9 protein-coding genes are annotated in these 13,114 nt (G+C 47.3%); all 9 read left to right on the top strand.

Features of this window, described 5'->3' with window-relative positions; translation table 11 throughout:
- Positions 1-120: 120 nt before the first annotated feature.
- The 9 genes from PCH02S_RS10875 to PCH02S_RS10835 all read left to right on the top strand — a co-directional run bounded on the left by PCH02S_RS10875 (position 121) and on the right by PCH02S_RS10835 (position 13,084).
- Positions 121-1,737 (top strand): response regulator, encoded by a 1,617-nt coding sequence (locus PCH02S_RS10875; protein ID WP_127452838.1) that lies wholly within the window; start codon positions 121-123, stop codon positions 1,735-1,737.
- Positions 1,738-1,752: 15 nt separating this feature from the next.
- On the top strand, positions 1,753-3,579 hold the full coding sequence (locus PCH02S_RS10870; RefSeq protein ID WP_127452836.1) for a cache domain-containing sensor histidine kinase: 1,827 nt from the start codon (positions 1,753-1,755) through the stop codon (positions 3,577-3,579).
- Between the two features lie 169 nt (positions 3,580-3,748).
- Positions 3,749-4,663 (top strand): ABC transporter permease, encoded by a 915-nt coding sequence (locus PCH02S_RS10865; protein WP_127453198.1) that lies wholly within the window; start codon positions 3,749-3,751, stop codon positions 4,661-4,663.
- A gap of 15 nt (positions 4,664-4,678) precedes the next feature.
- Positions 4,679-5,554, top strand: coding sequence for a carbohydrate ABC transporter permease (locus PCH02S_RS10860; protein ID WP_127452833.1), 876 nt, complete (start codon positions 4,679-4,681; stop codon positions 5,552-5,554).
- Positions 5,555-5,630: 76 nt separating this feature from the next.
- Positions 5,631-7,184 (top strand): extracellular solute-binding protein, encoded by a 1,554-nt coding sequence (locus tag PCH02S_RS10855; RefSeq protein ID WP_246069028.1) that lies wholly within the window; start codon positions 5,631-5,633, stop codon positions 7,182-7,184.
- 81 nt (positions 7,185-7,265) lie between these two features.
- A complete protein-coding gene (locus tag PCH02S_RS10850; RefSeq protein WP_127452831.1) occupies positions 7,266-7,889 on the top strand; it encodes an SGNH/GDSL hydrolase family protein in 624 nt (207 codons plus the stop codon).
- Positions 7,890-8,141: 252 nt separating this feature from the next.
- On the top strand, positions 8,142-9,956 hold the full coding sequence (locus PCH02S_RS10845; RefSeq protein WP_127452829.1) for a cache domain-containing sensor histidine kinase: 1,815 nt from the start codon (positions 8,142-8,144) through the stop codon (positions 9,954-9,956).
- Positions 9,940-11,562 carry a response regulator gene (locus PCH02S_RS10840; protein ID WP_246069027.1) on the top strand — a complete coding sequence of 541 codons (1,623 nt, stop codon included), beginning with the start codon at positions 9,940-9,942 and terminating at the stop codon, positions 11,560-11,562. The genes PCH02S_RS10845 and PCH02S_RS10840 overlap by 17 nt, the downstream gene beginning before the upstream one ends.
- Before the next feature lie 118 nt (positions 11,563-11,680).
- The gene (locus tag PCH02S_RS10835; RefSeq protein WP_127452825.1) at positions 11,681-13,084 is read left to right on the top strand and encodes an ABC transporter substrate-binding protein; all 1,404 of its coding nucleotides are present in this window, start codon (positions 11,681-11,683) and stop codon (positions 13,082-13,084) included.
- Positions 13,085-13,114 lie beyond the last annotated feature (30 nt).

The following is a 13,114-nucleotide window of genomic DNA, read 5'->3' as shown; positions in this document are numbered from 1 at the left end:
GAAAAGATCGTCCCAGACCTGCCTTTGGCAGCGGGGGCGATTTTTTTTGATCACAGTCTATTTCGAAGACGGCGGCTAGCAAGTATACTAGAATCACTGGGTAAGGGAGGCGCATACAACATGTTTCGACTCGTAATTGTAGATGATGAACCTACGGTGAGGCACGGATTAATGTCCTATTTTGAATGGGAGAAATATGGCATTGAAGTTGTTGGCGAAGCGGATGATGGGGACGTGGGTTTGGAAGTGATTGAGAGCCTCAAGCCGGATATTGTTTTGACGGATGTTCGTATGCCACAGATGGATGGAATTCGTCTTTCCCATGCGATTAAAGCGCGTTTTCCGCTGATGAAAATTGTGTTCGTAAGCGGGCATGACGATGCGGATTATTTGAAGTCGGCGCTTAAGGTCAATGCCGTGGATTATATTTTTAAACCTGTCGATAGGCTGGAACTGGCCGCTGTTGTCGAACGGGTCGTCAATGAACTCAAGGAAGCGGAGCAAGAACGCACTTATATTGTGGATATGCAGGCCAAATTAACCCAAAGCATGCCTTTGCTGCGTGAAAAGTTTCTGATGTCCTTAATTCGGGACGGTATTCCGCACTCGGGCAGGATCAAAGATCGGCTTGATTTTCTTGGGCTCGTGCTGCCTAGCGATGCGGTTTATTGGACGATTGTTGTGAAAATTGATGATAGCGATCAAGTTGTCGCGACACGTTCAGAGAGGGATCAGCAGCTGCTGGCGTATTCTATTTTAAATATTATCCAGGAAATTATCGGGAAATACATGCAGGGATATGTGTTCGAAAATCGCAATGGCGAATATGTCGGCATTCTGAGGATGGGCGAGGAGGATACCCAGGAAGAGATGCTGCTTGGTATGGCGGAAGATATTCGGGATAGCTTACTGAAGTGGCTGAAAATAAGCGTGACAATCGGCGTAGGCGAACGAATTTCCGAGTTGGCTGCATTGCCGCAATCGTATAATCGGGCACAGGAAGCTGCGGATCATCGCTGGTATTTGGGGAAAAGTCGCATTATTTCCATCGACCATTTGGAACATGATAATGAAAGCGTGTACCGTTTTGATGCTGCGCAGGGTGAGCGTATCATATCGGTTGTCAAATCATCCGATAAAACGGCGCTGCATGCCGAATTGGACGATGTATTTATCCCGCTTGCTCAGAATCGCAGGTTAGGCTTCTCAAATGCACGAAATGTGAGCTTGCAATTAATTTTGCTGACAAGCCGGCTTTTGCAAGAGCTGAATATGCTCGGACCCGACATGGAGAAGAAGGAAAGAGACTTGTGGGAACGCATTTTTAAACAGGAGCGCATGGCGGATTTACGTCAAATTGTGGAGGAGCATCTTCTGCAGGTAAGTGAAAGCATTGAGGAGAAGCGCAAAGGGAAGCCGAAAAACGTCATTGAACGCATCCACGCCTTAATCGAGCAGCGATATGCGGAGAATTTGCAGATTGGGGATATTGCCAAAGAGGTCTATTTGTCATCCACGTATATGTGTTTGCTGTTTAAGCAGGAGACGGGCGAGACGATTAATGAGTTTTTGACCAAGGTAAGAATTGAGAAAGCGAAGGAGCTGCTAAGCGATCCCCGTAATAAATTTTATGAGGTATGTTTTATGGTAGGTTACTCCGACCCCAGCTACTTCAGCAAGTTGTTCAAAAAATATGTCGGACTTACCCCGAGCGCATATCGTGACCAGATGATATAAAGAAGGTGCCACTCGATGAAACGGCTGCTTATTAATGGTTGGAATTATGTGCTGCTGCTCACTAACGGTGTGATGGCGGCAAAGTATTGGCTGCTAGGCTATGTGCTGTTTATCCTCATTCCTGCGGCTGTTTTGCTTGTCATGCATACCCAGAGGTCCTCGCACATCCTAGAAGAGGAAGTTACGAATACGATGCTGCAAACGCTTAAGCAAGCGAGCATCAACTTGGATTTTCAATTCGATTCGGTCCGGGATACGTCCAATACGTTGTTTATGAATCCGAAGCTGGCGGAATATTTGAATCGTAAAGCCACGATCGATCAGCAGCTGGAATCCTTGAAAGAGCTGCGTATTTTGGTCGATAGCGCAGAGACGAATACCAATGTGTTTCGAGTTCGTTTGTTCGTCAATGGGGATCGCATGTTTACGGGCGAGCGGGTTAACTTTTTTACACAGGAGAGTCTGAAGAACTGGCCTTGGTATGAAAAGGTGATGAATTCAGGAGGCGCAATCGTGTGGTCGGGCGCTTATTTGGAATCCTATATCGATCAAGGGCCGGTCTATATTTTCTCCGCTGCCCGTATGCTTCGGGATTTGCACGAGTACGACCAAATTTCCGGTGTGCTGCTGATCGATGTGGCGGAAAAAACGATAACCGACATTTTGAATAAAATTAAGTTAACCAAAGATGGCAATATTTATTTGATTGCGGACGATGGCCAGATGATCTCGAATCAGGATAAGTCATTGCTTGGTAAAAAAATGATGGAAGGCGAGCCGTTGAGCACGATTTCCCTTCATGATGAAGGCGTCGTGCGTCTGCTTGATGATAAAAATCCGCGTTTTGCGATTTATACAAAGGTGGCCTCTACAGGGTGGAAGCTCGTTGCTGAAGTGCCGCAATCGGAGATCAGCTCGCGAGCTGTTGCATTGAACCAATTTTCTGGCGTAGCGACGATCTCGACAGTAACGATTTTGTTTCTTCTGCTCGTGTTTATCCTTCTGGCGATGATTGTTCGCAACATGAACCGGCGCATTCAAACGGTGATCCGGACGATTAAACGAGGCGGCATTGAAAGTTTGGATGATCGTACATTTAATGCGGGAGGCGACTTTAAGTTGCTTGAAAATAGTGTGGATCATCTCATCCACCGGGTTCATGGTTTGATGGAGGAGACCTATCAATCCAAAGTGCAGGAGCGGGAGGCCCAGCTTCGAGCCTTGCAGGCGCAAATTAATCCGCATTTCTTGTACAACACGCTGGATACAATTAATTGGATCGCCATTGGTCATAATGCGCCGGAGATTTCAAATATGATTAATGGCTTGGCCAAATATTTCAGGCTTAGCCTCAATAAAGGCAGGGACCTGGTCAGCGTGACCGATGAACTTAATCTGGCTAAAGTGTATTTGGAAATCCAGCAGAGCCGGTTCCCGAAGAGCTTCGAGGTGCGCTTCGACATCGAAGTGGGGCTCGACGACTTGGAGATGCCGAAGCTGACGCTGCAGCCTATTGTCGAGAACGCGCTCCTGCACGGAATTCGCAGATCCAAGGGCAAGACTGGCACCATCCTCATTGGCGCTAGGAAAGAGGACGGGGTCCTGCTCCTTACCGTCACGGACGATGGCATCGGCATGGATGAGGAGCTCGTGCAGAGTCTGCTGACGCAGCCTCGTCCTTCGATGAAATCGGACGGTTCCGGGAGCTCATACGGACTGTATAACGTCAACGAAAGGATCAAACTGTTCGCCGGTGATCACTACGGGCTGTCCATTCACTCCACGCTGGGGGAGGGAACGACCGTTACGGCGCGTATTGCTTATAAAGAAGTCGCCTCTTAGGGGCGGCTTTTTTGTATTAAAACCATAAGATTGCACCAGAAACAGAAATATTACCATCTACATTTCATTTGTGCCCACCGATATAATTGTCCTATAAGAACACGGAGGTGAGCCATTCATGCGTACAACACGAGCGGAAATCGAGCTGCAAACAGCTCACGCCAAGCCAATGACCAAAGGTAGTGGCCGTCTGAAGCTGATGCTGAGCAATTATGATATGTACTTGTTGCTTGTGCCTGGATTGATATTTTTGCTGCTGTTCAAATATGCGCCGATGTACGGCATTGTGATTGCATTTCAGGATTTCAATATTTTCGACGGATTTAGCGGGAGCAAATGGGTAGGGCTGGATCAATTCGAGAAGCTGATTCATTCGGAAGAGTTTTATCAGGTGTTCATCAACACGCTGCTGATCAGCTTGTATAAGATTGTGCTGCTGTTTCCAATCCCGATCATCATTGCGCTTTTCCTAAATGAGGTGCGCAAAGTCTTTTTCAAAAAGACGATTCAAACGATCATTTTCCTCCCGCATTTCTTATCGTGGGTCATCATCTCGGGTTTGTTCATTAACATTCTATCACCGACAGGCGGTCTGGTGAACAATGTCATCCAATGGTTCGGGGGCGAACCAATCTCGTTTTTCCTGGACAACCAGTTTTTCCGTAGTGTCGTTGTATTTACAGCAGGCTGGAAGGAATCCGGATGGAACGCCATCATCTTTATCGCTGCTATCGCAGGAATCGAGCAAGAACAGTATGAAGCAGCTTCCATCGATGGTGCGGGACGTATTCGACAAATGCTTTACATTACGCTGCCCGGCATTTTGCCGACGATCATTTTGATCTTGATTTTACGCTTGGGGTACTTGCTTGAGGCGGGGACGGAGCAAATTTTGACGATGTACAATTCCGTCGTTTATGCATCCGGCGATGTCATCGGCACCTTCGTGTACCGGCAAGGTCTTGGCCAGCAGGACTACAGCTTCAGTACAGCGGTCGGGTTGTTCAACTCTGTTGTCGGGTTTATCTTGATCGTAGCCGGCAACGAACTGAGCAAAAAGTTAATTAAGCGCAGCATCTGGTAGGAGGCGAAAACAGTCATGCATAAAAAAACGATTGGCGATAGATCACTGGACTTCTTCATTTATCTTGTGTTAATTATCTGCGGTTTAGCGACTTTGCTGCCGTTAGCAAATATTTTATCCAAAGCCATTAGTGATGAATCAGCCGTAGTTTCCGGTAAAGTGGGGATCATTCCGATCGGCTTTCAGCTGGATACCATGAAATACGTCGTTTCTTCCAGCCAGTTTTTACATTCAATTGGGATTTCGCTGCTCATTACGGTGGTGGGCACGTTTCTGGCGATTCTGATCACCGCATTAACCGCTTACCCCTTGTCCAAAAGGCATCTACCCGGCATTTCCTTCATCATGCTGCTGTTCATTTTCACGATGATGTTTAATGGTGGTATCATACCGAACTACTTGTTGATGAAGCAGCTTCATTTGATTAATAACCTGTGGTCCATCATGCTGCCAGCCCTGATTAGTGTTTTTAACATGCTGGTCATTAAAAGTTATTACGAATCCTTGCCGGAAGCTTTGGAAGAATCGGCTAAAATGGACGGCGCCCGCAACTTTACGATTCTGTTCAGAATCATTATTCCGTTAAGCGTTCCTGTTATTGCGACCATCGCGCTTTTCTATGCGGTGTACTTTTGGAATGATTATTTCCATCCGATGCTTTACATCAATGACGCAGGTTTGAAGCCCTTGCAGCTGTACTTGCGGGATATTGTGATGGATGCCGACAGCTCCAGTGCCATGAACAAAAGCGTAGACGATATGATGAACGTTTCACCGGAAGGCATTCGTGCGGCAACGGTTATCGCATCCATTATTCCGATGTTGTTAGTGTACCCGTATTTGCAAAAACATTTTGTCAAAGGCGTTCTGATCGGCTCTGTCAAAGGGTGAATGAGCATTAATGCCCTTGATGTTAGCGTCGAGGGTTTAATGATATAGTATATACAATTACTAGGGAGGTTTGCACATGTTAAAAAGACACAATAAAGTCATGCTTCTAACACTTGCAGCAAGCTTATCGGTTACTTCACTTGTTGCTTGTTCGTCCAAAAGCAATACGCCGGCAGGCAGCAGCGCAGCTCCGGCAAGCGCAGCGCCAGCAGCAACAACTTCTGGACCAAAGCCAGAATTGAAATCGCTTCAAATTTGGCAAAAGGACGATTACAACACGTACCCGGTTGCGAAATTCCTGGAACAGAAAACAGGCTACAAAGTGCAATACGATATGCTCCCTCAGGATAAAGCAGCAGACAAGCTAAACATTCTTATCGCTTCCGGCGAACCGTATGATGCTGTTACAACAGGAGGGACGACGGACTTCAAAGCATTATTTGCCGATTATGCGAAAAAAGGCGCGTTGACAGACCTAGGACCTCTCATTGATAAATTCGGACCGAACATTAAAGCCTCGGTCGATCCGGCCGTACTGGAAGCAGCTAAAGTAGACGGTAAACTTTACGCGATTCCTACCAAAACGATTTCCTTCGCCGGTGAGAGTTTGTATGTAAGACAGGATTGGCTCGACAAAGTAGGCATGAAAGCACCGACAACATTGGATGAGTTGGTTGCTGTTTTGAAAGCGTTTAAAGAGAAAGATCCCGGAGGAAACGGCGATAAAAACATTCCATTAACGATTAAAAGTGAAGCCATGTTCATTAATAACATCGTTGGTGCTTTCGGTATGCCGCTTTTCTGGAACGATGTGAACGGCAAGCTGACGCCACGCATTCTGGACCCTGCTTTCAAAGATTATGTGACATTTGCGAGCGATCTTTTTAAACAAGGGCTGCTGGATAAGGAGTTTGCTGCCAACAAAGATGCGACGGCCAAAGAGAAATTTACGAGCGGTAGAGCGGGGATGATCATGATTCACTGGGCTGATGTTCCTGTGGTGAACGATGCTCTTGTGAAAAATAATCCGAACGCGAAAGCGAATTATATCCCTGCGCTGAAAGGCAAAGACGGTAAAATCGGTTTGAGCGCTGCGACAGGTTTTGACCGCATTACCTTCATTCCTAAAGCGTCTAAACATGCGGAAGATGCGATCAAATGGATGAATGCGAAGCTGGAGCCGGCAACGTTTAAGGAAATGGCGATTGGTCAAGAAGGCAAGCACTACACATTCAAAGACGGCGCTTATACGCCAATTCAACCGATTTTTACGGATGAGCGCAACCAAGCGAACAATTTCTTGATGGGTACCGATGATAAAAACTATCCAACCTACTGGCAGGCACGTGTACGTAAAGATATGCGTTTGTTCGATGCTTGGAACTTCATGAACACGATTCAACCGGATAACACAAGAGTTAAAGATCCATTAGGCCTTGCGCCGTATTTGCCTGAGTTCTCGAAAAACTTCCAACAATTGAACACGATGGTGGGAGACTATACGACGAAGCTGATTTTCGGGGCGGAACCGATCAGTGGCATTGAAGCATTCCAAGCCAAATTCAAATCGTCCGGCGGAGATGCCAGCTACAAAGAAGTAAATGATTGGTACGCAACTGCAAAAAAATAAATCAAATTTGAACGAGAAGAGAACGTGCCATGCATTTACTTGCTGCATGTTCTCTTTTTTATTAGACATGGAGGAAAAGTAATGAGATTAAAAGATCAGCCCAAATGGCAGGGGAAAAGCTGGTGCACGTTAGGAGACAGCATTTCAGCTGCAGGTGGTTATCAACCATTGGTCAGTGCAGCGCTTGGGTTTTCCACCGTCCTGAATGAAGGCAAAAGCGGATGCCCGCTCACAGCGGGAGGAGACCGTGATTACGGAGCGACAGTGCATGTCGGCAGGCAGATGGAGCCCGTGTACGATTGTGTGACCATCTTCGCGGGCACGAATGATTTTCGGCTTGATAAGCCGATTGGACGCAAGGAAGAGCGGGATATCCATACATTTTATGGCGCCTATGTCACCTTAGTGGAGGATATTCTAAGCAAAAATCCGGCGTGCCGCCTCAATCTGTGGACACCGCTGCAAAGAGATAAAGACGGATTCGACATTGATTCCGTGAATGCGGAGGGCCATCGTTTAGCAGACTATGTCGAGGTCATTCAGGCCATTGGCGTAGAGTATGCGCTGCCTGTACTGAATTTGTACGCGGAAAGCGGCTTTAATCGCTTTACGCTGGGCTTTTTGAGCAGTGATCGCCTGCATCCGAATCAGGAGGGCTTTAAGCGGATTGCCGCTATGGCGATTCCTTTTCTTGAGCGCATTTAGCGCCGGATGGTCTCGGTGAATAGCTAGAGGTAAGAAACCGCACACAAGCGGTACAGAAGCTGATCAGCGGCCGCAAAGGCGCGATGTAACGTTAAGCCCTCCTCGATTAACAGCGAGCGGGGCTTTTTCGTATGGATATAGAAAAAGCTGCCCTACATCTGCAATTTTACACATGTCGAACAATGTCATCCTGCACTATAATAAAATAGGTAGAGTCTACATTCACGCAACAGGAAAGGTGCTGAGCCGCCTATGAATACATTGTGGTCGCTGTTTCCACGCCTATTTCATTCGATTTCTTTGAAGCAAAGAATTTGGTTGACGTTCGTCATGCTGATTACGCTGGGGCTGATGGCAACCGGAAGCATCGCATACTTAATCGCATCGAAAGAGATTCAGCAGAGCACGCTTCAATCCAGTCAAGATACGGTAAATCAATCGTCGCAAATCGTGAATGAAAGGTTGAAAAATATCGGAATCGCCATCCGAGCGCTGATGTTCAACGATGCCTTTAAGCAGCTGATGAAGGATGTTCAAAATGGGGACACCAGCAGCTACTATAAGTCGCTGACCGCGTTACAGTACGTTTTTTCCCAAGTTAAATTTAATGATTCAATGATCGATAGCATCCTGATTGCTACACCGACAGGTGATTTTTACCCGACCTCCAGCGTGCGGAATACGGCTAATTCCTTTTATCAGTCTGAGATGTACGAGCATTTTCAGAAGTTGAAGCGGGGTTTCTGGAGCAAAGGGCATATCGATCCGTTTTTTACAGGGAATCAAAGGGTGATTTCGCTCGTTGTAGAGGGCGTAAGTGAATATTCCTTTTTGGGCTATGAGCCGACCAATGTGTATGTGGTTGTTAATGTGAAGGAAGAGGCGCTGCGTGATCTGTATATGGCCAATTTGTCCAAAACGAACAAAAGATACGCATTTATTGACGCTGCCGGCGAGTCCGTTATTTTCGGGGATCAAACGGGGGAAGAGAGCTTTAATCGCGATCCTGCCTTCATGGCGCAGTTCAGCGATGAGATGAAAGGCTCTTTTTTCTATAGCCATGATAACAAGGATTTCTTAGTGAACTATTCACGTCTTGATGTGAAAGACGATTGGATGATGGTCTCAATCCAGGCGAAGGATGATCTGCTGGCGAAGTTGACCAATATTAAGAAAGCGACGACATATGCGATTCTCGGTTTCATTCTGGTTTCGTTATTTATCGCGAACAATCTAACCCAACTGCTGTTGAAACCTTTGTTCAGGCTGCAAAAGCTGATGAAAAAGGTGGAGGACAATGATTTGACCGTTCGTTTTGAAAGCGTATATAAGGACGAGGTGTCTCAGGTTGGGTTCCGCTTTAACCGGATGCTCGACGAGATCAAGCAGTTGATTGAGGATGTCAAAAACCGTGAACGCGAGAAAAGAAAGGCGGAAATCAAGGCGTTATCGGCCCAGATGGACCCGCATTTTTTCTATAACACTCTCAATACGATTTATTGCAAATCGGTCTTAGGGCAGAATGATGACGTAAATGAAATGATCCTCGCCTTATCTCAAATGTTCCAATTAAGCCTGAGCGGAGGCCGGGATGTAATCACGCTTGGCGACGAATTGGATCATGTGCGGCAATATTTGGCGATCCAGCAAAGGTCGTATGAGAACTTGTTCGAATGCCGCATCGAGGTTGAGGAAGCGCTGCTGTCTTGCTTGGTGCCTAAAATTATGATTCAACCGTTGGTTGAGAATAGCATTTTGCATGGATTTAAAGATTTGACCTCCGGCGGAGAAATTGGACTCACAATTCGCACGGACGGGGATTGGCTTCATATCACCGTAGAAGATAATGGACATGGACTTATTCCGGAGAAGCTCCGGCAGTCCATGGCTACACCGACGACGGGTAAACATGGCTACGCGCTTCGCAATATTGTTACGCGTTTGCAGCTGTATTACGGGGATCGCCAGCGAATGGAAATTTCGAATAATGATCGGGGCGGAGCCTGCATAGAACTATGGCTTCCCTGCTATGGAAGTGAGGAGGAGTTTCATGAGTCGACTGGTTAAAATGTGCGTGGTCGACGACATTCGCAGTGTTGTCGATATGATTACAACCAAAATTCCGTGGCAGGCGCACGGCATTGAAATCGTGGGAAGCGCGACGAACGGAGAGGAAGGTTTGGCGATCATTCGCGCAAATCGGCCGGATATTATTTTAACGGACATTCGTATGCCGAAAATGGATGGCTTAGAGATGACGCGCTCGATTTTGGAGGTGCTTCCTAACAGTAAAGTCGTCATTCTTAGCGCTTACACGGATTTTGACTATGCGCAGAAAGCAATCCAATACGGCGCATTGGACTATGTGAAGAAGCCCTTTTCCATCGACCAGATTATCAAAGCCGTTATCAAAGCCAAAGAGGTGTGGGAGCAGGAAAATGCGAACCGTACCCATGTCCTCGCCTTGGAGCAGAAAATGAAAGAAAGCATGCCGGCTCTGCGGCAGGAATATTTGTCGCTGCTCGTTCATCATCAGACGAGTGAAGCTGAATTGGCGAAGCGAACGAACTTTTTGGATATTCATGCGCTGAAGCCGCCTTTTGTGGTCATGACGATACAGATCGATCAATTCACGGATAAATACGGCGAAGTTCCGGTAAAAGAGCTGGAGCTGGCCCGTTTCTCCTTGCAAAATATTGTGGAAGAGACAATTGCGTTCTACACGTCAGCTGTTGTTTTTCGGGAAGCGTTTAACCGGTATATTTGCATACTGAATCGGCCGGAAAACGAGCCTCCAATTGCGATTGCGGACCGGTGCTGTGCCAATATCGCGAGGCATATGAAGTTTACCATTTCCATCGGCATCGGCCTGGAAGTCGCTACCGTGCAGGAGCTGCCCAAAAGCTATCAGCAATCGCTCAGCGCATTGTCTTACCATTTCTACACAGGGGGAAACGGAGCGTTCAGTTATAACGCGGATTCTTCGGAGCTGCCGGCGGAATGGATTTATACCGAGGACAGTGAAAATGAGTTTTTGTTTGCGTTCCGGTCTGGCAATGTGGAGAAATGCTTGGCCTGGATCCGGGATATGTTCATGGAGATGGGCAAATCTATGGTTCGACCGGAGCCAGGCGTCGTGGAGCGTTTGCTGCAAGGACTTGTGCTGCGCATGCTGCGCGTGCTCTCGGAGAAATTTCCGCGCACGAGTCTGTCGGCGTTCGAGACGAGAATGCAAACGATCCGAAGCGATAGCGGAGCGGATTTGCTGGAGTATCAAGAGTGGTTCATCCAGCTCTGCGAGCTTGGCTGCGGCATGATTCATCAGGAGCGCGCCAGCGAGTCGCAGAAAATCATCTATCGTTCTGCGGAGTATATCAAAGCGAACCTGCAATTGGATTTGACGCTGGAGCATTGTGCGAAACAGGCCAATTTGAGCTGGGGGTACTATTCGAATCTGTTCAAAAAGGTAACGGGAACCGCTTTCCAACAGTTCGTGACGCAAGCGAAGATCGAGCGTGCTAAAGCGATGCTCATCGAGGATTATCAAGTGCAAGAGATTGCGCAGCAGCTTGGTTATGAGCATAGGCGCTATTTCAGCGAGGTGTTCAAGAAGCAAACCGGTTTGACGCCGACAGAGTTTAAGGAGATGTCTTTGGGCAAGTCTTCTCAGTGAGGGCTTGCCATTTTGCAACATATAGAAAAATCTGCCCTCGTTCATGAGCTCACCGCATTATCAGATGGAGCGAATTCTTTTAGTATAAAAAGTGTAATAAACAAAGGGAGGCTTACACATGGTAAAAAAATTAGGGACGGTCACATTAAGCGTACTTCTTGCAGGCAGTTTGGCAGCGTGCAGCAGCGGCAACAACGGCAGCAACGCAGCTTCCAGTCCTGCGGCATCCACGAAACCGGCGGAAGGCGTAGCCAGCGCAGCGCCTGTGAAGAAAGATAAAACAAAACTCGTCTACTGGACCGGCGACCGCCATGACATGGACTATATCAAAAGCGTTGTTCAACAATTCAACGATACGAACAAAGATAACATCGAAGTCGAAATGGTCGTCAAAACGGAGGATTTCAACCAAGCCATCGACTTAGCCTTCGCCTCCGGCCAAGCGCCAGACATTATTCGCGTTAAAGAAAATACGATCCAACCGTTTGCACAGAAAGGCTACTTGAAGCCAATCGATTCGTATCTGAACGATGACATCAAGAAGAAATTCCCGGTCATCGACGATTTCAACCGCATTGACGGTAAAATGTACAGCCTCCCGAACTACGGGTCGACGCTGCGCCTCGTGTATAACAAAGAGCTATTCACGAAAGCCGGAATTACCGCTCCTCCGAAAACATTGAAAGAAATGGTCGAGGATGCGAAGAAAATTACAGCGGTGGGCAAAGCGTCAGGCTCCTACGGTTTCGCTCTTAACTTCAAGAGCCCGGAAAGCGCGCTTGGCCGTTCGGCCCGTGTGATTGCGGAAGCAAGCGGCTTCGGCGGGCTGGGGTTTGATTTTAAAACCGCAAAGTTCGATTTCACAGGTTATAAAGATATCATTCAATCGTTCAAGCAAATGGTCGATGACGGCAGTACACTGCCAGGTATGGAGTCGCTGGATATTGATCCGCTGCGTGCGCAATTTGCGGAAGGCAAAATCGGGATGTACATCTCCTTCTCCTCGGAGCCTGGCGTGTATGCGAATCAATTCCCGGCCAAAATGGAGTGGGCAGCGGCACCGGTGCCAACGATTGACGGAACGATCAAAGGCGCTACTTCCTTCTTGGGCGGTCAATGGTTATCCATCAGCAACACGACCAAAAACGCGGATCAAGCATGGAAGTTCATGCAGTTCATGTACGACGACAATGTTTTGAAAACGTACCATGAAAAAGGTTTCGGATTATCGATGGTGCCATCTATTTCTTCCGTAGCGAAAAAGCCGGAAATTAAAGGAATCGAGGGCTTCCTTCCGATCGGCAACGACGGTACTTGGCCGCTGCAGCCTACCGTGACTGTTGAAGGCATGAAATATAACGATGCTTTCTTCAAATACATGGTGAACGGTGGTAACCTCGATCAAACGATTCAGGATTTGAACAAACGTTATAATGATGCTTTGGATAAAGCCGTGGCCAAAGGAACTGTGAAAGTACAGCCTAATCCAAGCTTTGATCCAATGAAATTGATGGCTAAGTAACCTATAGCCAAAATACCGCGAGGGTGGAGT

This window comes from Paenibacillus chondroitinus NBRC 15376 (genome assembly GCF_004000765.1).
Lineage (GTDB): Bacteria > Bacillota > Bacilli > Paenibacillales > NBRC-103111 > Paenibacillus_E > Paenibacillus_E chondroitinus.
This window is presented reverse-complemented; position numbering and strand designations above follow the sequence as displayed.